Source organism: Roseateles sp. AC306, assembly GCF_979253795.1.
Genome location: NZ_CEEDEB010000012.1, coordinates 167322 through 190795 on the forward strand (window position 1 = coordinate 167322; position 23474 = coordinate 190795).

General features: G+C 68.3%; 27 protein-coding genes. 16 read left to right on the forward strand and 11 right to left on the reverse strand.

What is annotated here, in order from left to right; genetic code table 11:
• Positions 1 to 14: 14 nt before the first annotated feature.
• Positions 15 to 980, reverse strand: coding sequence for a hypothetical protein (locus tag AC0IZJ_RS21130; RefSeq protein ID WP_471853442.1), 966 nt, complete (start codon positions 978 to 980; stop codon positions 15 to 17).
• Between the two features lie 77 nt (positions 981 to 1057).
• On the reverse strand, positions 1058 to 1267 hold the full coding sequence (locus AC0IZJ_RS21135) for a heavy-metal-associated domain-containing protein (RefSeq protein WP_471853443.1): 210 nt from the start codon (positions 1265 to 1267) through the stop codon (positions 1058 to 1060).
• Positions 1268 to 1428: 161 nt separating this feature from the next.
• On the opposite strand from AC0IZJ_RS21135, the gene AC0IZJ_RS21140 reads away from it, so the two are divergent.
• Positions 1429 to 1983: an NADPH-dependent FMN reductase gene (locus tag AC0IZJ_RS21140; protein WP_471853446.1), complete on the forward strand. Its 555-nt coding sequence runs from the start codon at positions 1429 to 1431 to the stop codon at positions 1981 to 1983.
• Positions 1980 to 2888: a pirin family protein gene (locus tag AC0IZJ_RS21145; protein WP_471853448.1), complete on the forward strand. Its 909-nt coding sequence runs from the start codon at positions 1980 to 1982 to the stop codon at positions 2886 to 2888. Before AC0IZJ_RS21140 ends, AC0IZJ_RS21145 begins: the two co-directional genes overlap by 4 nt.
• On the opposite strand, the gene AC0IZJ_RS21150 is transcribed toward AC0IZJ_RS21145, so the two are convergent.
• The gene (locus tag AC0IZJ_RS21150; RefSeq protein ID WP_471853450.1) at positions 2885 to 3904 is read right to left on the reverse strand and encodes an STAS-like domain-containing protein; all 1020 of its coding nucleotides are present in this window, start codon (positions 3902 to 3904) and stop codon (positions 2885 to 2887) included. The genes AC0IZJ_RS21145 and AC0IZJ_RS21150 overlap by 4 nt on opposite strands.
• Before the next feature lie 146 nt (positions 3905 to 4050).
• On the opposite strand from AC0IZJ_RS21150, the gene fba reads away from it, so the two are divergent.
• The 6 genes from fba (at position 4051) to AC0IZJ_RS21180 (ending at position 9703) form a co-directional block, all read left to right on the forward strand.
• Positions 4051 to 5115 (forward strand): class II fructose-bisphosphate aldolase, encoded by a 1065-nt coding sequence (gene fba, locus AC0IZJ_RS21155; RefSeq protein ID WP_471853452.1) that lies wholly within the window; start codon positions 4051 to 4053, stop codon positions 5113 to 5115.
• Entirely contained in the window at positions 5112 to 5537 is a 426-nt protein-coding gene (locus AC0IZJ_RS21160; protein ID WP_471853454.1) for a gamma-glutamylcyclotransferase family protein, read from the forward strand. Before fba ends, AC0IZJ_RS21160 begins: the two co-directional genes overlap by 4 nt.
• A 147-nt stretch (positions 5538 to 5684) precedes the next feature.
• Positions 5685 to 6581, forward strand: coding sequence for a phosphoribosylaminoimidazolesuccinocarboxamide synthase (locus AC0IZJ_RS21165; protein ID WP_471853457.1), 897 nt, complete (start codon positions 5685 to 5687; stop codon positions 6579 to 6581).
• A 106-nt stretch (positions 6582 to 6687) separates the two neighbouring features.
• On the forward strand, positions 6688 to 7248 hold the full coding sequence (locus AC0IZJ_RS21170) for a hypothetical protein (RefSeq protein WP_471853459.1): 561 nt from the start codon (positions 6688 to 6690) through the stop codon (positions 7246 to 7248).
• Positions 7249 to 7271: 23 nt separating this feature from the next.
• A complete protein-coding gene (locus AC0IZJ_RS21175) occupies positions 7272 to 7814 on the forward strand; it encodes a hypothetical protein (RefSeq protein WP_471853462.1) in 543 nt (180 codons plus the stop codon).
• A 197-nt stretch (positions 7815 to 8011) separates the two neighbouring features.
• Complete coding sequence (locus AC0IZJ_RS21180) at positions 8012 to 9703, forward strand: serine/threonine protein kinase (RefSeq protein ID WP_471853465.1); 1692 nt, start codon at positions 8012 to 8014, stop codon at positions 9701 to 9703.
• A gap of 19 nt (positions 9704 to 9722) precedes the next feature.
• Here AC0IZJ_RS21180 and AC0IZJ_RS21185 read toward each other — a convergent pair whose 3' ends face one another.
• Entirely contained in the window at positions 9723 to 10667 is a 945-nt protein-coding gene (locus AC0IZJ_RS21185; protein WP_471853467.1) for a tetratricopeptide repeat protein, read from the reverse strand.
• A 130-nt stretch (positions 10668 to 10797) separates the two neighbouring features.
• On the opposite strand from AC0IZJ_RS21185, the gene purE reads away from it, so the two are divergent.
• The 4 genes from purE to AC0IZJ_RS21205 all read left to right on the forward strand — a co-directional run bounded on the left by purE (position 10798) and on the right by AC0IZJ_RS21205 (position 14472).
• Positions 10798 to 11262: a 5-(carboxyamino)imidazole ribonucleotide mutase gene (gene purE, locus AC0IZJ_RS21190; protein WP_471853506.1), complete on the forward strand. Its 465-nt coding sequence runs from the start codon at positions 10798 to 10800 to the stop codon at positions 11260 to 11262.
• On the forward strand, positions 11259 to 12422 hold the full coding sequence (locus AC0IZJ_RS21195; protein WP_471853470.1) for a 5-(carboxyamino)imidazole ribonucleotide synthase: 1164 nt from the start codon (positions 11259 to 11261) through the stop codon (positions 12420 to 12422). The genes purE and AC0IZJ_RS21195 overlap by 4 nt, the downstream gene beginning before the upstream one ends.
• Positions 12423 to 12503: 81 nt before the next feature.
• Positions 12504 to 13496 carry an L-threonylcarbamoyladenylate synthase gene (locus AC0IZJ_RS21200; RefSeq protein WP_471853473.1) on the forward strand — a complete coding sequence of 331 codons (993 nt, stop codon included), beginning with the start codon at positions 12504 to 12506 and terminating at the stop codon, positions 13494 to 13496.
• Positions 13497 to 13521: 25 nt separating this feature from the next.
• Positions 13522 to 14472, forward strand: coding sequence for an SGNH/GDSL hydrolase family protein (locus AC0IZJ_RS21205; protein ID WP_471853475.1), 951 nt, complete (start codon positions 13522 to 13524; stop codon positions 14470 to 14472).
• Between the two features lie 241 nt (positions 14473 to 14713).
• Here the strand turns inward: AC0IZJ_RS21205 and AC0IZJ_RS21210 are convergent, their stop codons facing one another.
• Entirely contained in the window at positions 14714 to 16468 is a 1755-nt protein-coding gene (locus tag AC0IZJ_RS21210) for a long-chain-fatty-acid--CoA ligase (protein ID WP_471853476.1), read from the reverse strand.
• A gap of 74 nt (positions 16469 to 16542) precedes the next feature.
• Entirely contained in the window at positions 16543 to 17244 is a 702-nt protein-coding gene (locus tag AC0IZJ_RS21215; RefSeq protein WP_471853478.1) for a DUF8198 family protein, read from the reverse strand.
• Between the two features lie 34 nt (positions 17245 to 17278).
• Between AC0IZJ_RS21215 and AC0IZJ_RS21220 the strand changes: the two genes are divergently transcribed.
• Positions 17279 to 18145: an esterase/lipase family protein gene (locus tag AC0IZJ_RS21220; RefSeq protein ID WP_471853479.1), complete on the forward strand. Its 867-nt coding sequence runs from the start codon at positions 17279 to 17281 to the stop codon at positions 18143 to 18145.
• Here AC0IZJ_RS21220 and hppD read toward each other — a convergent pair.
• Positions 18097 to 19236, reverse strand: coding sequence for a 4-hydroxyphenylpyruvate dioxygenase (gene hppD, locus AC0IZJ_RS21225; RefSeq protein ID WP_471853481.1), 1140 nt, complete (start codon positions 19234 to 19236; stop codon positions 18097 to 18099). The genes AC0IZJ_RS21220 and hppD overlap by 49 nt on opposite strands.
• A 112-nt stretch (positions 19237 to 19348) precedes the next feature.
• Between hppD and AC0IZJ_RS21230 the strand changes: the two genes are divergently transcribed.
• The 3 genes from AC0IZJ_RS21230 (at position 19349) to AC0IZJ_RS21240 (ending at position 21132) form a co-directional block, all read left to right on the forward strand.
• Complete coding sequence (locus AC0IZJ_RS21230; RefSeq protein WP_471853482.1) at positions 19349 to 19831, forward strand: Lrp/AsnC family transcriptional regulator; 483 nt, start codon at positions 19349 to 19351, stop codon at positions 19829 to 19831.
• A 43-nt stretch (positions 19832 to 19874) separates the two neighbouring features.
• On the forward strand, positions 19875 to 20408 hold the full coding sequence (locus tag AC0IZJ_RS21235) for an RNA polymerase sigma factor (protein ID WP_471853483.1): 534 nt from the start codon (positions 19875 to 19877) through the stop codon (positions 20406 to 20408).
• A 70-nt stretch (positions 20409 to 20478) separates the two neighbouring features.
• Positions 20479 to 21132, forward strand: a complete 654-nt coding sequence (locus AC0IZJ_RS21240; protein WP_471853484.1) for a PEP-CTERM sorting domain-containing protein — start codon at positions 20479 to 20481, stop codon at positions 21130 to 21132.
• Here AC0IZJ_RS21240 and AC0IZJ_RS21245 read toward each other — a convergent pair.
• The 4 genes from AC0IZJ_RS21245 to AC0IZJ_RS21260 all read right to left on the reverse strand — a co-directional run bounded on the left by AC0IZJ_RS21245 (position 21117) and on the right by AC0IZJ_RS21260 (position 23389).
• Positions 21117 to 21959: an HDOD domain-containing protein gene (locus tag AC0IZJ_RS21245; RefSeq protein ID WP_471853485.1), complete on the reverse strand. Its 843-nt coding sequence runs from the start codon at positions 21957 to 21959 to the stop codon at positions 21117 to 21119. The genes AC0IZJ_RS21240 and AC0IZJ_RS21245 overlap by 16 nt on opposite strands.
• 65 nt (positions 21960 to 22024) lie before the next feature.
• Positions 22025 to 22264, reverse strand: a complete 240-nt coding sequence (locus AC0IZJ_RS21250; protein ID WP_471853488.1) for a hypothetical protein — start codon at positions 22262 to 22264, stop codon at positions 22025 to 22027.
• A gap of 72 nt (positions 22265 to 22336) precedes the next feature.
• On the reverse strand, positions 22337 to 22528 hold the full coding sequence (locus AC0IZJ_RS21255) for a hypothetical protein (RefSeq protein ID WP_471853490.1): 192 nt from the start codon (positions 22526 to 22528) through the stop codon (positions 22337 to 22339).
• A 300-nt stretch (positions 22529 to 22828) separates the two neighbouring features.
• Complete coding sequence (locus tag AC0IZJ_RS21260) at positions 22829 to 23389, reverse strand: hypothetical protein (RefSeq protein WP_471853492.1); 561 nt, start codon at positions 23387 to 23389, stop codon at positions 22829 to 22831.
• Positions 23390 to 23474: the final 85 nt, after the last annotated feature.

Sequence of the window (23474 nt, forward strand, 5' to 3'; positions counted from 1 at the left end):
GGAGCTTCTGTCGCTCAGCGCTTGCTGTTGCGGCGGCGCACGCCGGCTGCAGCCAGCAGCGCCGTCAGCGTCAGCCCGGCGGTCATGGGCTCGGGCAGCTCCACGGCCTGGGCGCGGGCGATGGGCTCGAAGTCACTGCTCGGGAAGGGGTCGCCCGAGCGCGCGCCGGCACCGCAGTAGGACGTGAAAGCCTCGCCGATCGGCGGGCCTTCCGGCCCTTCCGCAGCGGCGGCAACGCGGGCCGCAACGCCTTCCTGGTTCTTGTTGCCCTGCAGATAGGCCGTGCAGATGCCGGTGGTGAGGACGTTGCCGGAGGCGATCGATGTCATCACGTAGGAGATGTCATGCGTGCCTTCGGTCAGCGGGATGTCGTAGTAGCCGCCCAGCACGCCGTAGCTGAAGAAGCCGGAGCCGCTGTTGCTGTTCGTGACAACGGAGCGAGTGCCATTGCTGCTGTAGGCGCTGGTGCTGGTGTCGCCGCCGGTACCGACCTCGGCGCTCCAGGCCTCGTCCAGATAGACCGTGCCGTCGATGGTGAGCTTGATCGTCAGCGAGGACTTCTGGTACTCGCCGGCCGTGAAGGCCGTGCTGCCGAAGGCGCCTACTTCGCCTGCGTTGATGAAGAAGGAGAAGGTCTCGTTCTCACCGACGGTCAGCGAACCAAGCACCGACGCGACGCCCTGCGCGTAGTAGGTGTTTTCGCCGGAGGAGCGGCTGCCGAAATTGACGACGCCCGAGTCGTTGCACGAGTAGGCGTGGATGCCGATGTTGTTGATGCCGCTGCCGTTGAACTCCAGAGCATCCGTGCCGCTGAAGGGCTGCAGGCTGCCGCAGTTCGTTGAGGCGGCTGGCGTGCCGCCGGGGCCGGTGGAGCTGCCCAGGTTGTAGGAGCCGCTGCCTGCGTAGGTCAGGGCGGCCCAGGCGGGGATGGACATTGTGGCCAGCGTGGCGGCCAGGCAAAGGGTCTTGAGGGCGTGCATGGCAGCTCCGGGGTCGAATCCACCGATGCTAGGTGCCGGCGGCTGTCTTGGGTGTCCCAGGCTTCGGGGGCATCCCCTCAGTTGGGGGTGGGCTCAGAAGTGGGGGGGTAACCGGCTTCCGCCAGCGCGGCGGCGAGCATGTCACGGGGTAGGGTGCTGTCGACCCGGGCGGTCTTGGTCTGGAGGTTGATGTCGATGCGCGCCCGGGCGTCCGCCGCCTTCAGCGCGTCGGTGATGGCTGCGACGCAGTGGCCGCAGCTCATGTCGGGCAGGGTGAACTGGTGCATCGTGGAAATTTCAAGGGTCGCGCAAGACGGGCGTGCATCCTAGTCCGGGCACCCCGCCACCCGCTCTCTGCGCTGGGTCTGCTGAGCGCGTCCGTCGCCGGCACTGCACCGCCGCTGACGCGCTGGCATCATGGCTGCATCGCCCCTCGAAAGCCCTCGCCATGAAGATCATTGCCCTCAGCGGCGCGCTGCGCCGCGCCTCCTATAACACCGCCCTGCTGCGCGCGGCCATCGCACTGGCACCGGCAGGCGTCACGATCGAGCTGCGCACCCTGCATGGCGTTCCGCTCTACGACGGCGACGTCGAGGCGCTAGGCATCCCCGAGGCGGTGACCGCGCTGCGCGAGGAGATCCGCGCCGCCGATGCGCTGCTGATCAGCACGCCCGAGTACAACAACGCCATCCCCGGCGTGCTGAAGAACGGCCTGGACTGGCTGTCGCGCCCCAGCGGCGAGGGCGCCAAGCTGTTCGGCGGCAAGCCCACGGGCCTGATGGGTGCGACGCCCGGCGGCTTCGGTACCGTGCAGTCGCAGGACGCCATCCTGTCGGTCTTCCGCACCTTTGGCAGCGACTTCTGGATGGGTGGGCGGCTGATGGTGTCCAAGGCCGGCGCGGTGTTCGATGCGGACGGCAAGCTGGTGGACGACAAGGTGCACGCGCAGCTGGATCAGTTTGTCCGTGGCTTTGTCGAGTTCGTGCAGAAGAGGTCGTCATGACTGCGCCGTTCCTTGTCGAGCGCATCACCAGCCATGTCGGCGACGTGGGCGGCATTCCCATCCAGCGCGCGCTGCCGAACAAGGCCCGTCGCGTCATCGGGGCCTGGTGCTTTGCGGACCACGCCGGCCCCGCCACGCTGCCACCCGAGAAGCGCATGAATGTCGGCCCCCATCCGCACACGGGGCTGTCGACCTTCAGCTGGATGATCGAGGGCGAGATTCTGCACCGCGACAGCCTGGGCTCCGAGCAGGTGCTGCGGGCCGGCCAGGTGAACCTGATGACGGCCGGCCACGGCATTTCGCACAGCGAGGAGTCGCTGTCCGACCGCATTCACCTGGCGCAGTTGTGGATCGCACTGCCGGACGCCGAGCGGGAGCGGGCGCCGAGCTTCCAGCATTTCGCCGATCTGCCGCGCGCGTCGCTGGCCGAGGGCTGGGACGCAACCGTGTTGATTGGCGAACTCGCCGGCCAGCGTTCGCCGGTGCCCAGCTTCACACCGCTGTTGGGCGCCGACCTGGCTGCCGCCGGCCCGGCGTGCGCGACGCTGGCGCTGGACGCGCGCTTCGAGCACGGCGTGATGCTGCTGGAAGGCGAGGTCGAGGTCAGCCCGGCCGGCCACGACGCGGTCGAGACCGTCACGCCGGGCACGCTGCTCTACATCGGCCCGGGCTGCGAATCCATCGAGCTGCGCTGTGCGGCTTCGACACGCCTGCTGCTGCTTGGCGGCGAACCCTGGGCCCAGCCACCGCTGCTGTGGTGGAACTTCGTTGGTCGCGAGCCTGTGGAGATGCAGGTCTGGGCGGACGACTGGACACGCGCGGACGGCGGGCGTTTCGGCGAAGTGCACGGGTATGTCGGCCCCCGCATACCGGTGCCGCCTGTGCCCGCCCTGCGCAAACCCTAGCCGGCGCGAGCGCTCTTCACGAGTGCCGCGATGCGGAGGCTGGTGTTGATGGCCACCAGCTCGATCTGCGGATTCGCCTTGGCGAACACGCGGAACAGCTCGTCCGTGAAGCCGTGGCCCACGTCGGTCACACCGTCGAAATCGATCTCCGCGCGCTTGAAGGTGGTCAGCCGTGAGCCCACCCGGCGAGCGGCTGCGCGGGAATCCAGCGCCTGGCCTTCCGTCGTCAGCAGGCGCAGCTGGACGCGGGTCTGGTCGAACTCGATGCCGTCGCCCTGGATGCTCCAGGCTTCCATGACACCGTCCAGCGTGCGCGTCGTATTGAGTGCAATCGCCATGTAGATCGAACTGCCCTGGCGCGGCAGCGCGCGGCCCTTCTTCCAGCCGCTGCTTTCCCAGGCGCGCTTCTGATAGGCGGTGTTGTTGGCGTGGATGTCGAACACGTCGGCCAGCTGGCTGCTGAAGAACAGGCCCCGGCCGGTGTGGGCATCGGGTGCGCTGGTGAGGCGCCCCTTGCTCAGCTCCAGCATCGCGTGCCGGGTGTCTTCGAGCTGGAAGGCAGTGCAGATCTTGTCGAACACGCCGCAGCCGTCATCACTGACCAGCAGCTGCACATGGGTCGGCGTCTGACGCAGCGACACGGTGACGCTGCTGCCGCCGGAGTGGTCGGCCGCGTTGTTGACCAGCTCGGTGAAGCCGTGCTGAACCATGCGCTCGACATGCCGAGGCAGCGCGAAATGGGGCGCGAAGTCGCGCTGCCAGGGCAGGTCTTCCTGCAGGCCGTGGAGGGTGTAGCTGCGCGCCACCTGGCGCAGCGGGCCGGGCGCGAAAACAGGCCTGCGGCTGCTGCCGGAGCGTGCCAGCCAGCCGGCCTCCACCAGGCGCTTCAGCGCGGCCGTGGCGGCGCGGTGACTGGCGCCGGTGCGTTCCTCGATGTGGGTGGCCAGGTCCAGCGAATGTTCGCTGGCAGCAGCCGTGATCCAGTTGGTGAGGTGGTCGAACACCAGTCTTGTCATGAATGAGCATTGTGCTGACTACTCTCAAGCGCGGGGGTGGGGCATGCCCGGGACTCCATAGAATCCCCGACAAGTTACGAAGCGGTTACGGCCTAGTGTCCGTACCGCAGTCGGCCCAGATTTCTCAACTCCACCGGGAATTTCCCATGCCTCTCGTTTCCATGCGTCAGTTGCTGGACCACGCCGCCGAAAACGGCTACGGCATCCCAGCCTTCAACGTCAACAACCTGGAACAAGTGCAAGCCATCATGGCTGCGGCCGATGAAGTCGGCGCGCCGGTCATCCTGCAGGCCTCCGCCGGCGCCCGCAAATACGCCGGCGAGCCGTTCATCAAGCACCTGATCCAGGCCGCCTGCGAGGCCTACCCGCACATCCCGCTGGTCATGCACCAGGACCACGGCACCAGTCCCAAGATCTGCGCCGGCGCCATCGACCTGGGCTTCGGCTCGGTGATGATGGACGGCTCGCTGCTGGAGGACGGCAAGACGCCAGCGTCCTTCGAATACAACATGGAGGTGACGCGCAAGGTCGTCGAGATGGCGCACAAAGTCGGCGTCACCGTCGAGGGTGAGCTGGGCTGCCTGGGCAACCTGGAAACCGGCGAGGCCGGCGAAGAAGACGGCATCGGCGCCGAAGGCAAGCTGGACCATTCCCAGATGCTGACCGACCCCGAGGAGGCTGCCACCTTCGTCAAGGGCACGCAGCTCGATGCACTGGCCATCGCCATCGGCACCAGCCACGGCGCCTACAAGTTCAGCCGCAAGCCCACCGGCGACATCCTGGCCATCGGCCGCGTGAAGGAGATCCACGCGCGCATCCCCAACACCCACCTCGTCATGCATGGTTCGTCATCGGTACCGCAGGACCTGCTGGCCATCATCAACCAGTACGGCGGCAAGATGAAGGAGACCTTCGGCGTGCCGGTCGAGGAGATCCAGGAAGCCATCAAGCACGGTGTGCGCAAGATCAACATCGACACCGACATCCGACTGGCGATGACGGGCGCGGTGCGCAAGTTCCTGGCCGAGAACCCCGACAAGTTCGACGCGCGCGAGTGGCTCAAGCCTGCTCGCGAGGCGGCCAAGGTCATTGCCAAGCAGCGCTACATGGAGTTCGGCTGCGAAGGACAGGCCGGCAAGATCAAGAGCCGCAACCTGGCCGACATCGCCGCCGCCTATGCGCGTGGCGAACTGGCGCAAAAGGTTCAGTGATCGAGAGCTGCTTCACCTACGGCTCGCTGATGTGGGCCGACATCATGGCCCACGTCTGCGGCGGCGTGCTGCCGTCGGAGGCCGCGCTGTTGCGCGGTTACCGGCGCCACTCGGTGCAGGGCGAGGACTATCCCGGCCTGCGCCCCGCCGAAGCCGGCGTGGTGGAGGGGCGGCTGTACCGCGGCATCGGTGCTGCGGTGTGGGCACGGCTCGATGCCTTCGAGGGCAGCGACTACGAGCGCGTGCCGGTCTCGGTGGAGCTGCCAGACGGGCGCGCCGAGACGGCCTGCGTCTATCTCTTTCGCGCTGAACATGTTGCGCGTCTGCTGCCGAGCGACTGGGATCCGCAGTTGTTTGAGAGCGAAGGTCGCGAGCGCTTTTTGGCTCAGTACGTGGGCTTCTCATTGCCCGCCGTGCGCTGACCCCTGCGCGCTTCGTGGCCGCCGGTTTCGACGGCTACCTGGCCAAGCCCACCGAGGTGGGCCGCTTCGCGCCGCAGGTGCAGGGCTTCGTCGCCTCCTAAAATCCACCGCATTCCGCCCCAACCGTGCTCGCCGCAGCCGTTCGCCATGCCTCAAGCCCTGCTTCAGTCCTCTCTCACTTCGCTGCCGCTGCTCGGCCGCGGCAAGGTGCGCGAGAACTACGCCGTCGGCGACGACCGCCTGCTGATGGTCGCCAGCGACCGCCTCTCGGCCTTTGACGTCATCATGGGCGAGCCCATCCCGGGCAAGGGCGCGCTGCTGACGAAGATGGCCCTGTTCTGGTTCGACAAGCTGCAGGGCATCGTGCCCAACCACCTGACCGGCGAGGACCCGCTCTCCGTCGTCGCCGCCGAGGAGGTCGAGCAAGTGCGCGACCGCGCCATGCTCGTCAAGCGGCTCAAGCCGCTGCCCATCGAGGCCGTCGTGCGCGGCTACTTGGCCGGCAGTGGCTGGGCGGAGTACATGCAGAGCGGCAGTGTCTGCGGTGTCGCGCTGCCGCCGGGCCTGCGCAATGCCGACAAGCTGCCCGCACCCATCTTCACGCCCGCCACCAAGGCCGAGATGGGCGACCATGACGAGAACATTTCCTTCGAGCAGGCCGCAGCCATCGTCGGTACTGAGCTGGCCACGCGTGTGCGTGACATCTCCATCCAGCTCTACCAGCGCGCGGCGGACTTTGCGCTGACGAAAGGCATCATCATTGCCGACACCAAGTTCGAGTTCGGCCTGGACGCCGATGGCACGCTGACGCTGATGGACGAGGTGCTGACGCCCGACTCTTCGCGCTACTGGCCGGTGGAGAGCTACGTGCCGGGCAGCAATCCGCCGAGCTACGACAAGCAGTTCGTGCGCGACTGGCTGGAGCAGGCCACCGTTGACGGCAAGCCCTGGGGCAAGACCGCGCCAGCACCGGCGCTGCCACCCGAGGTCATCGCCCGGACGGTGCAGAAGTACGAAGAGGCCTTGCAGCGTCTGACGACATGAGCGCCGCGCGGGCCAGCCTCAAGCACGCTTGCTCCCACTGGGCGGGCGTGAGCCCAAACGCCTGGCGGCGTCGTCCCGGCAAGTGCGCAGCGCGAAGGGCCTACCCGTGAACGTCAAACTGCACAGCCGGCTGGCGCAAAGGCTGGATGGCGAAATTGCCGCGATGGCCGCCAACCCGGCGCGCTGCGCCGTGCTGCGGGTGCAACGTGCCATCCTTTGGCTGCGCCATGGCCGCGAGACCGACGCCCGCGAGGAACTGAAACTATTGCACGCCAGCGCCCTGGCCCATCCGCGCATCGAACTGGCGGCTTGGTTGCATCTGGCGGAGGGGTTAGTGGCCTATTTCGGCGCGTTTGGCGGTGACGGCCGCGACCGCGTGCGCCGTGCCGGCGTGATTGCTTCCGCCGCCCGGCTCCCGTCACTACAAGTTTGGGCTGATGCATGGTTGGCACAAATGGACTTCGTCGGCCGAGACATCGATGGCCTCGTTCGTCACGCCAGGGCAACGTTCGCCCTTTTGGAGCCTAGTGATCACTCGCCGGCCTACCGCGTCGCAACCGCCCTCGCTTCGGCCTGGAGCTTGGTCGTAGGCGAGGCAGCAGCTTCGCCGTGGTACGCCTGGGCCCGCCGGCAAGCCATCGCTGAGGGGGCGACGTGGGGCTCGTAGCTGTGGTTTACAACCAGACCCAGATGCGGGCACTTCGTGTCCGGCACGCCGCGTTGACCGGCAGGGTTGGCGAGACGCCGGTGGCACTGCTCAGCGTCGAATCCATCGGCAATTACGACGACGCCCTCGGCGGATCCGCTCGCGCCAACCTTACGCCATTGCTGCACGCCCAGTTGCTTGTTGTGCAAGGCAACTTTGCCGAGGCGGCCCGCCTGCTCGAAGCCAACCTGCCCGCCGCCTCAGCCACCGGCCTCGCGCGCGTCGGCTACAGCCTGCTGGCCGACCTCGCCTGGTGCTGGGTCAACACCGGCGAGTTACAGCGCGCCCGCGCGCTGGCCGACCTGGCTGCTGTGGAGGTGCTGGCCGAGGACGCCGCCTACTGCGACCTTGACGAGTGCGCCGTGCTGCACGCCCGCCTCGCCCAGGTCTATGCCAAGCTTGGCGAAAGTGCGCTTGCTGCCCGCGAAGCCGACGCGGCAACGACGTCCTGGGCGCTGGACGCCGCCCAGCGCCGCCACTGGGCCGAGCGGCTGACTGCCGCCGGTCTGGTCACTCCACCGAAATAGGCCATTCGTTCCGCCTCGCCCCGCAAGCGCCCAGGACACAGCGGTGTGCTTATGGATTGAGCAGCATGCACATCGCCAGGTGGGGCCGGCTTCGGAGCGGCCCGACACTCGGCCCGCAGAATTCCGCACGGACGGCGGGCCTTGGACGCGGGTTTTCGGGCTTTCCCGCGGCCATGGCTGCGTTACTCTCGCGCGCCATGACCGCCGCTCCCGCCGACGACGCCGAACACGCCCTGCTGGCCTTGCCCAAGGGCACCCGCTTTGGCGAGTTGGAAATCCTTGGCACGCTCGGCGTCGGTGGTTTCGGCATCGTCTATCTCGCGCGCGACCATTCGCTCGAGCGCGAGGTCGCGATCAAGGAGTACATGCCGAGCCAGTTCGCGCAGCGCGATGGGCGCTCCCACGTCTCCGTGCGCTCCCTGTCCATGCGCGACACGTTTGAACTGGGTCGGCGCAGCTTTGTCAACGAGGCGCGCCTGCTGGCCCGCTTCGACCACCCCTCGCTGCTAAAGGTCTATCGCTTCTGGGAGGCCAACGGCACCGCCTACATGGCGATGCCGCGTCTGGTCGGCATGAACCTGCGCGACGCGCGCAAGGCCCAGTCGACACCGCCGCCGCAAGCCTGGACGCGGCGCGTGTTCGACGCCGTGCTCGGCGGCCTTGAGTCACTCCACGCCCAGAACGTCTGGCACCGCGACGTCGCTCCCGACAACATCTTCCTGCCCGCCGACGGCAGCGCGCCCATCCTGCTGGACTTCGGCGCTGCCCGCCAGGCCATCGGCGACCGCACGCAGGTGTTCACGGCCATCCTCAAGCCCAGCTTCGCGCCCATCGAGCAATACGCCGAGGCGACCAGCCTGAAGCAGGGTCCGTGGACCGATTTCTATGCGCTGGCCGCCGTCATGCACGACCTGCTGACCGGTCGCCCGCCGCCGCCCTGCACCGCGCGTGCCATGGGTGACGAACTGGCGCCGCTCGCCGTGGACGGCTACTCGCCGGCCTTTCTCGCCGCGATGGACTGGGGCCTGCGCGTGCCACCGCACCAGCGCCCGCAGAGCGTGGCGGCCTGGCGCGAGGCCATCGATGGCCGCGCCGATGTGCCGGCGCCCCAGGCCGCCCCTGTGCGTGCGGCGCCCCCGCCCTTGCCGCCGGAAGAGCCCGTCGAGGCGCTTGACATCGAGTTCATGGACACCGTCCAAGGCTCTCCCGAGGAGATGCTGGCCACCACGATCGTGCCGGTGCCCGTCGTTGCCTCTCGCCGTCCCAGAACGCTGCTGCTGGCAGCCGCCAGCCTGCTGGCCCTTGCACTGCTCGGCCTCTTCGTCGTGCAACTGCGCGACAACATGGCCAGGCACGCGCCGCCGCCGGCCGTCGAGGCTGCCGCTTCAGCCGCCTTGGCGTCGGCGAGCGCGGCCGAAGCCGCGTCCGCGGCGGCCATGCCCGCCAGCGTGCCGGCTCCAACCGAAGCCGCCGCTTCAGCCGCCGCTGCACCAGTCGCCTCTGTCCCGCTGTCCAGGGTGACAACCGTGTCCGTCCCGGGGCCGCGTCTGTCGGCCGCGCCTGCGGCCTCCGCGCCGGCGCGCCGCGACGGCGGTGCGCTCAGGCCCATCGTGACCGAGAAGGCGGGCGATTTCCGGCCGGTGCCGCGCAGCCCCGTCTTCGCGGCGCCCGAGCCGGCCGCCTCGGCGGTCGCGACACCCACCCCGGCTGCACCCGCCTCAATCGCCGCCGCGACAGAGCCCCGCACCGCCGGCGAAGCCTGCGGCGGCCGCATACTGTTGGCGCGCGCCTGGTGCATAGACCGGCAATGCGCGAAGCCGCAGTTCCGCAACGATGCCGAATGCGTGAAGCTGCGCGAACTGCGCAACAGCAACGGCGGCGTGCCCTAGTCCTGGCTCGGTGTTGGCCTCAGAACAAGGCCATCGACAGCTTGCGCCGGTATTGGTCGATCAGCGGGTCGCTCTGCACGACGGTGGCCTTGCCCGAAAGCTCCAGCGCGCCGCCCTTGGCCTCTGCCGCCGGCTTGGAGGCCGGCTTGGTGAGCAGCTCCAGAATGGCGACGTAGGTCTTGCGCGCGGCCTGGTCCATCCAGGCCTTGTCGCGCATGATGATTTCCAGCAGCTCGTCCATCGCTTCGGTGAAGCGCTGGCCGGCCAGATGCGTCTGGGCCAGCGCAAAGCGGGCCTCGAAGTCGCGCTTGTTGGCGCCTATGGCCGCCTGCAGTGCCGACGGGTCGGCCGTGGCAGCGACCTCGAAGGCGGCCAGCCAGGTGGCCAGGGCCGCCAGGCGGGGCGAGGGCACGAGCGTGTCGGCGGCCTTGGCAGCAACCGGAGCGAAGGCCTCGCGGGCTTCCGCCACGAGCCCCAGCTCCAGCAGCGCTTTCACGTAGTCGAAGCGGGCCGCGTCGTTGGCCGGGTCGGCCTGCACGGCCTGAGCCAGCTTGCCCAGGGTCGTCTCCAGGTCGCCTTCGGCCATCAGGTCGTCGGCAGGGGGCTCATCGGCCGGCAGTTCCTCGCCGGCCGGCACGTGCTTGTCCAGGAACTCGCGGATCTGCGCTTCGGGAATGGCGCCGACGAAACCGTCCACCGGCTGGCCGCCGACGAACATCACGCAGAAGGGGATGGAGCGCACGCCGAACATCTGGCTCAGCTGGGTGGCGATCTCGGGCACCTCGTCGCTGTTCAGCTTGGCCAGCGTGAAGCGGCCGGCGTAGGCGGTCTCCAGCTTCTCCAGCATGGGGCCGAGGGTGCGACAGGGGCCGCACCACGGCGCCCAGATGTCCAGCAGCACGGGTGCCTGCTGGGAGGCAGTGATGAGTTCGGCTTCGAAGTTCTGGAGGTTGATGTCGATCATGGCGGACAGGAGATTGGGCCCGAGCGGGAGGTTGAGCCTCGGCTTCTACAATTCAAGGCTTTCCTGAGCCTCGGAGCGCGCTTTGTCCACGTCAGCCCCTTTGAACCCGGACGCCGTCATCGGCATCGTCATGGGCTCCAGCAGCGACTGGGAAACGATGAAGCAAGCGGCCGAGATTCTGACCGAGTTCGGTGTCGCCTTCGACGCCCGCGTCGTGTCGGCCCATCGCATGCCTGACGAGATGTTTGCCTACGCCGAAGCCGCTTCCGGCCGGGGTCTGAAGGCCATCATCGCCGGAGCGGGCGGCGCCGCCCACCTGCCGGGCATGCTGGCGGCCAAGACGACGGTGCCCGTGCTGGGCGTGCCGGTGGCCAGCCGGCATCTGCAGGGGGTCGATTCGCTGCATTCCATCGTGCAGATGCCCAAGGGCATCCCGGTCGCGACGTTCGCCATCGGCAATGCCGGCGCGGCCAACGCAGCGTTGTTTGCGGTGGCGATGCTGGCGACGGGTGACGCGAGGCTGCTGGAGAAGCTGAATGCCTTCCGCGCCCGCCAGACGGCCGTGGCGCAGGCGATGACCGAGGACCTGCGTTGAACGCCCTCCTTCCGGGCTCTGCCACCCTCGGCGTCCTGGGCGGCGGCCAGCTCGGCCGCATGTTCGTCCACGCCGCCCAGGCTCTGGGCTATCGCTGCGTCGTGCTGGACCCGGACGCGATCAGCCCGGCCGGCGCCGTGGCCGAGAAGCACGTGAAGGCCGGCTACCTCGATTCTTTCGGGCTGGCCCAACTGGCCCGTGACTGTGACGCGATCACGACCGAGTTCGAGAACGTGCCGGCGCTGGCGCTTGAGACGCTGGCCGGCATGCGCATCGTCGCGCCGTCGGGTGCGGCCGTCGCCGTCTGCCAGGACCGTGCCGTCGAGAAGGCGCATTTCGAGGCCGCGGGCGTCCCCTGCGCGCCCCATGCCGTCATCACCAACGAGATCGAGCTGGCCGCGGTCGACCCGGCCCTGCTGCCCGGCATCCTGAAGACCAGCCGCATGGGCTACGACGGCAAGGGCCAGGTGCGTGTGGCCACCGCCGCCGAGCTGGCCCACGCCTGGGAAGGGCTCAAGCGCGTGCCCTGCGTGCTGGAGCAGCTGCTGCCGCTCAAGGCCGAATTGAGCGTGCTGGTCGCACGCGGCGCAGATGGGCAGATGGTCAACTTCCCGGTGCAGCAGAACCTGCATCGCGCCGGCATCCTCGCCATCACCGAGGTTCCAGCGCCGGACGTGCCGGCCGAGGTGGAGACGCTTGCCATCGGCGCCGCCCGCCAGGTGGCCGAGACGCTGGGCTATGTCGGTGTGCTGTGCATCGAGTTTTTCTGGCTGGAAGACGGCCGCCTGGTCGTCAACGAGATGGCGCCGCGCCCGCACAACTCCGGCCACTGGACGATGGACGGCGCCGACGTGTCGCAGTTCGAGTTGCAGGTGCGCGCGCTGGCCGGCCTGCCGCTGCCGATGCCGCGCCAGCATTCGGCGTCCGTCATGCTGAACCTGCTGGGCGACCTGTGGTTCAACGAACACGGCGGCCCCACGCCGCCCGCCTGGAACCGCGTGCTGGCGCTGCCGGGCACGCATCTGCACCTGTACGGCAAGGCCGACGCGCGCCATGGCCGCAAGATGGGCCACCTGAACATCACGGCCGACACGCCAGGCGCCGCGCATGACGTTGCCGTGCGGGCCGCCGCCATCCTGGGTCTGCCGACCGACTTCTGACGACATGGTGCCCCCACGCTCACTGTGTTCGCTGCCCCCCGAGGGGGCGCCAACGCCCTTCGGACGGCCGGGCGGGCGTTGATGCTGCTGCCCGGCAACGATCCCGCCGCCATCCTGGCCGCCGCGCAGCGCCTGGCGGATGGCGAGCTGCTGGGCCTGCCGACCGAGACCGTCTACGGCCTTGCCGCGCGGGCGGACCGGGATGACGCCGTCGCGAAAATCTTTGCCGCCAAGGGCCGGCCGAGCGACCACCCGCTGATCGTCCATGTGCTGGACGCCACCGGCGCCGAGCCGTTCGCCGACCATCTGCCTGCTTCCGCGCGCCGCCTGATGGACGCCTTCTGGCCCGGCCCGCTGACGGTCATCGTGCCGCGCCAGCCCGGCGTGGCCACCAGCGCGGCGGGCGGGCACGCGACCATCGCGGTGCGTGCGCCGGCCCACCCGGTTGCCCGCGCCGTGCTGGCGGCGGCCCGGGCGCTCGGCGTCAGCGGCGTCGCCGCGCCCAGCGCCAACCGCTTCGGCCGCGTCAGCCCGACGCTGGCCCGCCATGTCGTCGAGGAATTCGGGCCCGCGCTGATGGTGCTGGACGGCGGTGCCTGCGACGTCGGCATCGAGTCCAGCATCGTCGACTGCAGCCGCGAGCGACCCGCGCTGCTGCGCCCCGGCCTGCTGAGCCGCACCCACATCGAGGCCATGCTGGGCGAGCCGCTCGCCGAGCCCGACGCCGCCGCGCCCAGGGCCTCGGGCACGCTGGCTGCGCACTACGCGCCGTCGGCTCGCGTGCGGCTGCTCGACGCCGGCTCACTGGCTTTACGTCTGGCTACCGTGGCGGCCAGCGGGGGCCTGGAGGGGGTGGCGGTATATTCACGCGCCCAGCCACCGGCCGGGCTGGCCTGCGAATGGCAGCCTCTGCCCGCCGACCCGGCGGCGGCGGCCCACGAGTTGTTTGCGGTGCTGCGGACGCTGGACGCGGCCGGCGCCCGCGAAATCTGGGTCGAGGCGCCACCGCGCGACTCGGCCTGGGATGGCGTGCGAGACCGGCTCAGCCGGGCCGCCGCCGCCTTCACCGATTGAGTTTTCCTGTCCTGAGTTGATCGTCATGCAACGTGTTGTCTCCCAGAAACTGAAGCGCGGCCTCGTCATGGTCGCGGCGGCCGCGTTGATTGCCGGTTGTGGCGGCGGCGGCACCGCGCAGATCGAGCCCTTCGCGCCGACACGCATCATTGCCTTCGGCGACGAGAGCGGCGCCATCCTGCAAAGCGGCAAGAAGTACACGATCAACGGCCTCGACGCCGCCACCCGCCAGGTGGAGTGCCGGGTCAACCCGGTCTGGACGCAGGTGCTCGCCAGCGGCTTCAACTTCGTCTTCTCCCAGTGCAACAGCGAATTCGTCGCACTGCCACAGGGCATCATGTACGCGGCAGCCGGCGTCAAGGTGGCCGACGTGCGCGACAAGATCGACCAGCATCTGTCCAACGACCGCTTCGGTCCCAAGGACCTGGTGAGCATCATGGTCGGCGTGAACGACATCATGGAGCTCTACCGCCAGTTCCCGGCCCAGAGCCGAGATTCGCTGGTCAACGAGGCCAAGGCACGCGGCAAGCTGCTGGCCGAGCAGGCCAACCGCATCGCCAACGCCAATGGCCGCGTGCTGGTGGCCACCATCTTCGACGTGGGCCTGACACCCTTCGGCTGGCGGGAGAGAGAGCAGCAGACGGACATCGACCGTGCCGCCTTCCTGGACGAACTCAGCGCGGCCTTCAACATCTCGATGCGCCTGAACCTGCTGAACGACGGGCGCCTGATCGGCCTGGTGCTGGTGGACGAAACGATCCAGCAGATTGCCCGCTTCCCAGGCGCCTTTGGCTACTCCGACGTGATGACGGCGGCCTGCCGCAGCGAAATCGCGCCGCAGGACTGCACCGTCGAAACGCTCAAGCCCGATGCCGCGACCTCCTGGCTCTGGGCCGGTGACACGCTGCTGGGCCCGACCGCCCAGCAGCGCATCGGCGTGCTGGCGCTGACCCGCGCGAAGAACAACCCTTTTTAAGGCTTTGCGGGACAGACCGATCGAGCGCAGCGAGTAGCTCTGTCCCCAACTGAACAGAAAGCTTTGCGGGACAGACCGATCGAGCGCAGCGAGTAGCTCTGTCCCCAACTGATCAGAAAGCTTTGCGGGACAGACCGATCAAGCGCAGCGAGTAGCTCTGTCCCCAACTGATCAGAAAGCTTTGCGGGACAGACCGATCGAGCGCAGCGAGTAGCTGTCCTCCCAACTGGCTAAAGCCTGTTCAGGCGGTCGTCGTGCGCAGCTCGCGGCGCAGGATCTTGCCGACGTTGCTCTTGGGCAGTTCGTCGCGGAACTCGATGAACTTGGGCCGCTTGTAGGCCGTCATCTGCCCGGAGCAATAGCTGGCCAGGTCTTCCTCGGCCAGTGCCGGGTCGCTCTTCACGACGAACAGCTTGACGGCCTCGCCCGACTTGGCATCCGGGACGCCGATGGCGGCGCACTCCAGCACGCCGGGGTGCATGTTGACGACCTGCTCGATCTCGGTCGGGTAGACGTTGAAGCCACTGACCAGGATCATGTCCTTCTTGCGGTCAACGATTCGCACGTAGCCGCGCTCGTCCATGATGCCGATGTCGCCGCTCTTGAAGAAGCCGTCGCCGTACATGACGTGGGCCGTCTCGTCGGGGCGCTTCCAGTAGCCGGCCATGACCTGCGGGCCGCGGATGCAGATCTCGCCGCGCTCGCCCAGGGGCAGGTCGTTGCCGTCGTCGTCGCGAATGGTGATCTCGGTGGACGGGATGGGCAGGCCGATGCTGCCGTTGAAGACGCGCAAGTCCAGCGGGTTGATGGTGGCGGCCGGGGCGGTCTCGGACAGGCCGTAGCCCTCGACGACCGGGCAGCCGGTGACCTTGAGCCACTTCTCGGCCGTGGCCTGCTGCACGGCCATGCCGCCGCCGTTGGAGATGACGAGTTCGGAGAAGTCCAGCCGCGAGAAGCCCGGCTCGGCGGCCAGCGCGTTGAACAGCGTGTTGACGGCCGGGAAGATGTGGACCTTGTGGCCGCGCAGCGTCTCGATGAAGCCGGGGATGTCGCGCGGGTTGGGCACCAGGATATTCAGGTGGCCCATGCGCGCGCCGAGCATGAAGCAGGCCGTCAGCGCATAGATGTGATACAGCGGCAGTGCACAGACATTGGTGAACTGCACATTGCCTTCGGCATGGCCGGGCACCTTGGACAACATCGGCTGGAACCAGGTCTCGACCTGCAGGATGTTGGCGACGATGTTCCGGTGCAGCAGCGTGGCGCCCTTTGACACGCCGGTCGTGCCGCCGGTGTACTGCAGGAAGGCAACGTCGTCGGGGCCCAGTTCGGGCTTCTTCAGGTGCAGGCGGTCGCCGTGGGCCAGCGCCTCGTTGAAGCGCACGACGGTACGGCCTTCGCCGCCCTTGGACATCAGCTGCAGGCGGAACTCCGGCACCATCTTCTTCAAGTGGCGCACGGCGAAGTTGATGAGCGGGCCCTTCCACCAGTTCAGCAGGTCGCCCATGGAGGCGAGGATGACGTGCTGCACGTCGGTCTCGTCGATGACTTCGGCCAGCGTGTGAGCGAAGTTCTCCAGCACGATGATCGCCCGCGCGCCGGAGTCCTTGAGCTGATGCGCCAGCTCGCGCGGCGTGTACAGCGGGTTCACGTTCACGACGACGAAGCCCGCACGCAGGATGGCCGCGATGGCCACGCCGTACTGCAACAGATTGGGCATCATGATGGCGACGCGGTCGCCGGGCTTGAGCCCCTGGGTCTGCAGCCAGGCACCGAGCTGCGTCGACAGCCGGTCCATCTCGTCGAAGCGCATGCGCTGGCCCATGCAGATGGCCGCGTCGCGCTTTGCATGGACGCGGAAGGCTTCGTTCAGCAGCTCCACCAGCGAGCGATAGGAGCCTGTGTCGACCTGCGCCGGCACGCCGGCCGGGTAGCTGGCCAGCCAGGGCTTGGCGCGTGATGTCACTTGGGAGACTTCGGCAAGGACGGCGGTCATCGGCAGGGCCCTTTATTGGCTTTTGGCGAGCTTTGCGTGAAGCCAATGATGGTGGGACTGCCGGTTACATGAAGCTAGGGGAGTTGCCCTAACGCAGACGCATCTGCTCGAAACAAAGCCGTTGCGAGTGTGTCCTCGCGGTGTCGCACAGTGGACAGGAACTCGCCCGCGCCGCGCATGGCGCGGAAGGTGTCAAAGCCGCTTTCGAGAAAGCTCTGCAGCGCGCCCAGGCCGGCCATCTGTGCCGGGCCGCGCATCAGCCGCAGCGACTGTCGCAGCAGCGGGCGGCGCGTGAGCTTGTCCAGCGACTCCCCCACCGCCATCGTCAGCGCGATCTGCTGCTGGCGCCCGGCTTCGTCACCGCACGCGCGCCAGGCGATGGCGTATTCCGGGGCGGTGATATCGGGCGACATCAGGTGCTCGCCCATGCGCGTGTCCAGCCGCTCGGACAGCGCATGCAGGCGCGCCAGCTTGGCCACGGTGTCCACCACCTCCTGCGGGAACAGCCGGGTCAGCGCCGGCACGACACGGGCGAACTGCGCATCGCGCTGGCGGTAGTCGCCGGGGCCGTAGAGCTCGTGCAGGAAGAAGCGCGTGGCGGCCTCGTAGCGCGGGTTGGCCAGCAGGTCGGCATAGGTCGCGGCGAAGCGCTTCTGCTGGTAGGCCTTGAGCGCTTGCACACGCGCTGCCAGCTCGGGGTCGGCCGCGCGGCGGGCGCGCTCTGCGTCCACGGCGCGCAGTTCGATCAGCAGGGATTCGGCACTCAGGGCGTCCATCGGTCGGGCAATTCTGCCTTCCTACACTGCGCCCATGAATGCGCGACTGCAGAGGATCTGGGTGTTGTTGCGGCTGGCGGTGGCCGTGCTCGTCGGCTGGCGTTTTGGCTGGGGCTGGGGGCTGCTGACGTTCGGAGCGCATGCCGCCGTGCTGGCGCTGGGCTTCGTGCAGCTGCGCTGGGTGAATCGGCCGGCGCCGGGCTGGGGTCAGCTCTTGCGCGCCTGGGCTCGCGAAGTCGTCGCCAGCGAGCTGGCCTTCTCCTGGCGCCAGCCGTGGCGGGAATGGGCCGAGGCCGATCACCTGCCGGCGGGCGCGCAGACCGGCGTGTTGCTCGTGCACGGCTTTGCCTGCAACCGCGGGCGCTGGAATGGCTGGATGAAAAGGCTGCGCGAGCAAGGCACGGCCTTCGTGGCGCCGTCGCTGGAGCCGGTCTTCGGCAGCATCGACGACTATGCCGATGAGATCGAGCGCGGCGTGCGCCAGTTGGAGACTGCAACTGGCCGCCCACCGGTGCTGGTCGCGCACAGCATGGGCGGCTTGGCGCTGCGCGCGTGGTGGCGCACACATGGCGCGGGACACGAGGTGCCGCCGCGTGTCATCACGCTGGGCTCGCCGCACGGCGGCACACGCATGGCGCGTTTCGGACAGGGGCACAACGCGAGGCAGATGCGCCTGGGCAGCCCTTGGCTGGCGGAGCTGTCCGTGTTGACGGACGTCGACTGCTTTTGGACGCCCTGCGACCAGATCGTCAACCCGGCCGAGACGGCCATCCTGCCGGGCTCACGTGCGCATCGCGTGGATGGCGTCGGGCACATGGGCCTCGTCCACTCGGACGAGGCATGGCAGTGCCTTCAGACCGCCTTGGCCGGCTCGTCCTTCAGCACCCCACGGCGGATCTGATCCAGCTCGATGCTCTCGAACAGCGCCTTGAAGTTGCCCTCGCCGAAGCCCTCGTTGCCCTTGCGCTGGATCAGCTCGAAGAAGATCGGCCCGATCACTTCCTTGGTGAAGATCTGCAGCAGCAGTTCGTCATCCACGCCCATGTGGGTGGCGCCGTCGATGAGGATGCGCAGGCGGCGCAGCTCCGCCAGGTTCTCGCCGTGGCCCGGCAGGCGCTTGTCGATCAGGTCGAAGTAGGTCTCGATGGTGTTCTGGAACTGGACGCCGCCGTTCTTCATGCCCTCGACCGTCCTGTAGATGTCGGTCGTGCCCAGCGCGACGTGCTGGATGCCTTCGCCGTGGTACAGGTCCAGGTACTCGGCGATCTGGCTCTTGTCGTCGCTGCTCTCGTTGATCGGGATGCGGATCTTGCCGCAGGGGCTGGTCATGGCCTTGCTCTTCAGGCCAGTCAACTTGCCTTCGATGTCGAAGTAGCGCACCTCGCGGAAGTCGAAGAAGCGCTCGTAGAACTCCGACCATTCCTTCATGCGGCCACGGAAGACGTTGTGCGTCAGGTGGTCGATCTCAGTCAGGCCGTTGCCCACCGGGTTGGGGTCCACTGGCTGGCCGTGCGCATCCAGCACGGGCACGAAGTCGACGTCGTAGATGGAGATGTTGCCGATGGCACCTGCGGCCGCGCCGCCCTTGCCCTGCCAGCGGTCGACAAAATAGATCAGCGAGTCGCCGATGCCCTTGATGGCCGGGATGTTCAGCTCCATCGGGCCGGCCTTGTTGTCGAAGCCCCAGGCGCCCAGCTCCAGTGCGCGTTTGTAGGCATGCGCAGCGTCCTGCACGCGGAAGGCGATGGCGCAGATCGACGGCCCGTGCAGGCGCGCAAAGCGCTGGGCAAAGGAGTCGCTCTCGGCGTTGATGATGAAGTTGACGCCGCCCTGCCGGTAGAGCGTCACGTTCTTGTGGCGGTGGCGCGCCACCGCCTGGAAGCCCATGGTCTGGAACAGCGCGCCGAGGCCGGCCGGGTCGGGCGCGGCGAACTCGATGAACTCGAAGCCGTCGGTGCCCATAGGGTTGTCCCAGGGGGTGAACTTGGCCATGTCTGCCTCGCGTCGTGATGCTGGTGAAGGCAAAAATTCTGCGGCGCTATGCCCGCAAAATTCATGCGAATCTTGGCGCATATGAGCCACGAAGCGCAGGAAAATTGCGTTCATGGACGTTTCTATCGAACTTGACGCCATCGACCGCCGCATCCTGCGCGCGCTACAGGTCGACGGCCGCCTGACCTACGACGCGCTGGCTGCCGAGGCGCGCCTGTCGTCCTCCGCCGTCCTGCGTCGCGTGCGCCGGCTGGAGGAGGCCGGCGTCATCGGCAGCTACGTCGCCCTCGTGAGGCCCGAGCGCATCGGCCTGGGCCTCACGGCCTATCTCAACGTGAGGTTGGAGAAGCAGACAGAGAGCCCGCTGCGCAACCCGCGCGACCTCTTCCGCGCGGCCGTGCAGACCTGGCCCGAGGTCGTCGAATGCGCCGCGCTGACCGGCGAGATGGACTACCTGCTGCGCGTGCTGGTGCAGGACATGCAGCACTACGCCCGCTTCATCAGCGACACCTTGCTGATGCACCCCAGCGTGCAGGACTGCAAGACCAGCTTCGTGCTGGAGCGCTTGAAGAACACCACGGCGGTTCCAGTCTAGGGGTGTGTTGAACCTCTGAGGTGGCGGCCGGAATCAACCGGCCATGGCCACCGCCCCGCAGCACCGAACCCGCGCCGCCTCGCCCGAGGCCGGCGAGGTGCTGGGCTGCATGCCGCGCCTGCACCGCTATGCCCGCGCGCTGCACCGCAACCGCGAGGACGCCGACGACCTGGTGCAGGACACGCTGGAGCGTGCCTGGACGCGCGCCGGGCTGTGGCAGGGCGTCGGGGACATGCGCGGCTGGCTGTTCAGCATCATGCACAACCTGCACGTCGACACGCTGCGCCGCGGCCGCCTCGATCTTGTCGATCTGGAGCAGGCGCCCGACATCCCCGTCGCCGCAGCGCAAGCCGAGCGCCTGGCCCTGCGCGACCTCGACACCGCCCTGGCCGCGCTGCCCGTGGAGCAGCGCCAGGTGCTGCTGCTCGTCGCCCTCGAAGGCATGGCCTATGCCGAGATCGCCCAGGCGCTGGACATCCCCATCGGCACCGTCATGTCGCGCCTCTCGCGCGGTCGCGAACGCCTGCGCGCGCTGGTGAATGGCCGTGCCCCCGCTTCCAGGGGGTGGCTGGAATAGCCGCCGCCTTGACCCGTCCACACCACCGTGGCCATCCGGCCGCTTCCTTAGACCTCACCAGGAGTTCTGCATGCGTCTTCTTGCTTCAACCGTCGCCGCTCTTGCCCTCGGCCTGCCCCTGGCCAGCCATGCGCTGGACGGCATCACCGACCCCAAGGGTGACTTCCTTGCGACCTTTGCCGGCAGCACCGCCAGCGCCGACCTGGACGTGGTTGCCGCCACCGTCCTCTACAACGCCAGCCTCGACACCTTCTTCCTGAAGGCGACGCTGGACGGCAACGTCGGCAGCACCGCCACCGGCGTCTATGTCTGGGGCGTGAACCGGGGCGCAGGCACGGCCGGCTTCGGCGCCAGCCTCGGCCTTGACGGCGTGCGCTTCGACCGCGTCATCCTCGTGCGCCCGGACGGCACCGGCTCGGTGGCCGGCACCAACCTGGCAGCCGGCGCCGTCACCATCAGCGGCAAGACCATCACCGCCGCTGTGAAGGGCAGCCTGCTGCCGGGCACCGGCTTCAGCAACAAGCTGGACTACACCTTCAACCTGTGGCCGCGCGACCTTGCCTTTGCCAGTTCCGGCATCGGCGCTATCTCCGACTTCGCGCCCAACAACGCCAACTTCACGGCCACGGTCACGACCGTGCCCGAACCGGCGAGCGCCGCACTGCTGCTCGGCGGCCTGGGCCTCGTGGCGGCCTACCGCGGCCGTCGTCAGTCGAATTCGTGAAGTAGCTTGAGGGCGTGGGCTTCGCTGAGGTTCAGCAACTCGGCGATGTCGTGCAGGTCGTCCGGCACGCCTGCGTCGTCCCAGCCCCGGGCCGTGTGCCGCGCCAGGCGCACGGCCAGGTGCACGCAGCGCACCTGCGGGTCGCGCTCGTGCTTGTCACCGGTGATGCGCATCAGCAGCTCCGGCAGATGCCAGCGCTTCATCAGCGCCTGCTCGAGGTCGGCCAGCTCGATGCCCAGCACCTGGCGTTGCGCGGCGCTGCTGCGCAGCGTTCGGTCGGTGCCCTGAAGGGTGGCGATCTGCAGGGCCAGGTCGGGCGCATGAACCCAGAGCAGCATCTCGGCAAAGTCGTGCAGCAGCGCGGCGCTGTGGATGACGGCGGCGTCGAGGTCGGCCCGGTGGGCCGCAAAGCCCAGCGCATAGCGTGACGCCCGTTCGGCGCGCTGCATGACGCGCGAAAGGCCGAGCAGCGCTTCGTCATGGTCGGCCAGCGCCGCATCCAACGTCGGCTGCGGGCCGAAATCGCGAAAGAAGGGCGTGATGCCCATCAGCACGAGGGCGGCGGTCACCGTTTCCGGGTCGGCCTCGTACCGGCCGTTGCGGCCGCGCCTCAGCTCGCTGGCGTGGGCCAGCACCTTCAGCGTCATCAGCGGGTCGGTGGCAATCATCTCGCCGATGCCGTGGGCGTCCACGTCATCCTCGGTCGCGCGCATCTGCTCCAGCGACTCGGCCGTCTCGGCCAGCACCGGGATCTCCGCCCGCGCAAAGGCTTCCACCCAGGCGTCGAGGCTGGGCAGCGGCGTGGAGAGGCGCAGGCGGTCGGACATAGGCGGATGCTAGGCCTGTGAGGGGCCGCATGGTCATGGCATGCGACCCCGTTTTACGCCTCAGTTCACAGCCTGCGGATGCCGTCCAGCTGCGCAATCAACTGGCCGTCGACATAGAGCGCCCCTTCGGGCGCGCCGGCTTCGGCGTAGAACTCCAGGTGCCGGTTGCGGGCGCGGCGCCGGCGGTAGGCCGGTGAGAACACCAGCCGGATGGCGCGGGCCGCGCGCTTGATGCGGACCCAGCGGCGGGCCCAGGCTTCGTGGGTTTCGGCGGCGTCGGGGCCGCTCAACTCGATCAATCTCATGAGGGTCTCCTTGCGCGCTGGCCGGCCCTCATGACATGAATAGACATGCGAGAGGCGGGCGGCGCGGCTGTGTCAGGGGCTTTCGTCCGGGTAGCGGTCGCGCAGCAGGCTGCGCAGCTCGAGGCGGGCTTGCTGGCGTTGCGCGTGGGCGTCGTTGGGGCTTTGATGTCGGCCGGCTTGGCGTTTGAGGGCCGGGGCGACGAGCGGATTGCGCGGCTTGGGCGTCTTGACCCGCATGGGGCGGGGAGAGGTGAACTGGGGCATGGCGGGCTCCGTTGAATGCCGCTCGGTGGCGGCGGGCAATGCAGCAGCTCGACCCGGGCTGGGCCAGCATTTGCAGACAAGGTTTGGGGTGCACGGGGCTTGCGCTCGAGGCAAGCGGGGCCGGGCGGTCAGGGGGCTGGGTGGTGTGCGACCTCGCCGTGTGCGCAGAACTTCAGCAGCACGACTTGCGCAAATGATAAACAAACGTTTCTCTTGCGCAAGCGGTTTTTATCCAACATCCCTAACGTGGAGGGGTGGCGCCGTCCAATGACGGATGCGTCTATCGATCAGCGCAGGGGGTCAGCGCTTTTTGGGCTTGAGCGGCGCGATGCGTGACTGCAGCTTGCGCCACTCGTCCAGTTCGGCCTGAGGGCTGGGAACGGCGGGCTTGGCGACCGGTGGCGGCGCAGCGGCGGTGGGTGTGAGCACTTCGCCGAGCAGGTCCAGCAGCCGCGTGCGAGCGCGCTGCGGGTGGCGGCGGTAATAGGTCAGCACGAGGCCGACAATGAAACGCTCGTCGTCGTCCTGGGGCAGGCTGGACGAAGTTTCAGCGGCCGCAGGCGCCTTGCCGGGCACTGCTGCCGCCACGGCAGCAGTGCCGGGCTCGATGTCCAGCCAGCCGGGCGGCTTGTGGCAGAGCTGCTCGAACTGCCGCGCGAGGCGCTCGCCGATCTGGCGTGAGCGGCCCTTGATCTGGCTCCAGTAGCTGGGCTGGATCTGCAGGCGCTCGGCAAAGCGCCGCTCCAGGCCACGCAGGGTGGCGGCGTCGGGGTGTTTGACGGTGGCGCTGACGAACTCTTCGAACAGCCGCATCGCGTTGTCCAAGCGGATCTGCGCGACGTCTCGGGAGGCGCTGAGCATGGCCGGCAATGATAAATGAGTCTTCACCTGGCGCCGGCCGTAGGAGGGCGCTGACCGGCCCGTGCAGGTGCCTCCTATGGATCGG

Coding starts and splice junctions, on each gene's coding strand:
- AC0IZJ_RS21130 (WP_471853442.1), bottom strand. CDS start 980: ATGCACGCCCTCAAGACCCTTTGCCTGGCCGCCACGCTGGCCACAATG.
- AC0IZJ_RS21135 (WP_471853443.1), bottom strand. CDS start 1,267: ATGCACCAGTTCACCCTGCCCGACATGAGCTGCGGCCACTGCGTCGCA.
- AC0IZJ_RS21140 (WP_471853446.1), top strand. CDS start 1,429: ATGAAGATCATTGCCCTCAGCGGCGCGCTGCGCCGCGCCTCCTATAAC.
- AC0IZJ_RS21145 (WP_471853448.1), top strand. CDS start 1,980: ATGACTGCGCCGTTCCTTGTCGAGCGCATCACCAGCCATGTCGGCGAC.
- AC0IZJ_RS21150 (WP_471853450.1), bottom strand. CDS start 3,904: ATGACAAGACTGGTGTTCGACCACCTCACCAACTGGATCACGGCTGCT.
- fba (WP_471853452.1), top strand. CDS start 4,051: ATGCCTCTCGTTTCCATGCGTCAGTTGCTGGACCACGCCGCCGAAAAC.
- AC0IZJ_RS21165 (WP_471853457.1), top strand. CDS start 5,685: ATGCCTCAAGCCCTGCTTCAGTCCTCTCTCACTTCGCTGCCGCTGCTC.
- AC0IZJ_RS21175 (WP_471853462.1), top strand. CDS start 7,272: ATGCGGGCACTTCGTGTCCGGCACGCCGCGTTGACCGGCAGGGTTGGC.
- AC0IZJ_RS21180 (WP_471853465.1), top strand. CDS start 8,012: ATGACCGCCGCTCCCGCCGACGACGCCGAACACGCCCTGCTGGCCTTG.
- AC0IZJ_RS21185 (WP_471853467.1), bottom strand. CDS start 10,667: ATGATCGACATCAACCTCCAGAACTTCGAAGCCGAACTCATCACTGCC.
- purE (WP_471853506.1), top strand. CDS start 10,798: ATGGGCTCCAGCAGCGACTGGGAAACGATGAAGCAAGCGGCCGAGATT.
- AC0IZJ_RS21200 (WP_471853473.1), top strand. CDS start 12,504: ATGCTGCTGCCCGGCAACGATCCCGCCGCCATCCTGGCCGCCGCGCAG.
- AC0IZJ_RS21205 (WP_471853475.1), top strand. CDS start 13,522: ATGCAACGTGTTGTCTCCCAGAAACTGAAGCGCGGCCTCGTCATGGTC.
- AC0IZJ_RS21210 (WP_471853476.1), bottom strand. CDS start 16,468: ATGACCGCCGTCCTTGCCGAAGTCTCCCAAGTGACATCACGCGCCAAG.
- AC0IZJ_RS21215 (WP_471853478.1), bottom strand. CDS start 17,244: ATGGACGCCCTGAGTGCCGAATCCCTGCTGATCGAACTGCGCGCCGTG.
- AC0IZJ_RS21220 (WP_471853479.1), top strand. CDS start 17,279: ATGAATGCGCGACTGCAGAGGATCTGGGTGTTGTTGCGGCTGGCGGTG.
- hppD (WP_471853481.1), bottom strand. CDS start 19,236: ATGGCCAAGTTCACCCCCTGGGACAACCCTATGGGCACCGACGGCTTC.
- AC0IZJ_RS21230 (WP_471853482.1), top strand. CDS start 19,349: ATGGACGTTTCTATCGAACTTGACGCCATCGACCGCCGCATCCTGCGC.
- AC0IZJ_RS21235 (WP_471853483.1), top strand. CDS start 19,875: ATGGCCACCGCCCCGCAGCACCGAACCCGCGCCGCCTCGCCCGAGGCC.
- AC0IZJ_RS21240 (WP_471853484.1), top strand. CDS start 20,479: ATGCGTCTTCTTGCTTCAACCGTCGCCGCTCTTGCCCTCGGCCTGCCC.
- AC0IZJ_RS21245 (WP_471853485.1), bottom strand. CDS start 21,959: ATGTCCGACCGCCTGCGCCTCTCCACGCCGCTGCCCAGCCTCGACGCC.
- AC0IZJ_RS21250 (WP_471853488.1), bottom strand. CDS start 22,264: ATGAGATTGATCGAGTTGAGCGGCCCCGACGCCGCCGAAACCCACGAA.
- AC0IZJ_RS21255 (WP_471853490.1), bottom strand. CDS start 22,528: ATGCCCCAGTTCACCTCTCCCCGCCCCATGCGGGTCAAGACGCCCAAG.
- AC0IZJ_RS21260 (WP_471853492.1), bottom strand. CDS start 23,389: ATGCTCAGCGCCTCCCGAGACGTCGCGCAGATCCGCTTGGACAACGCG.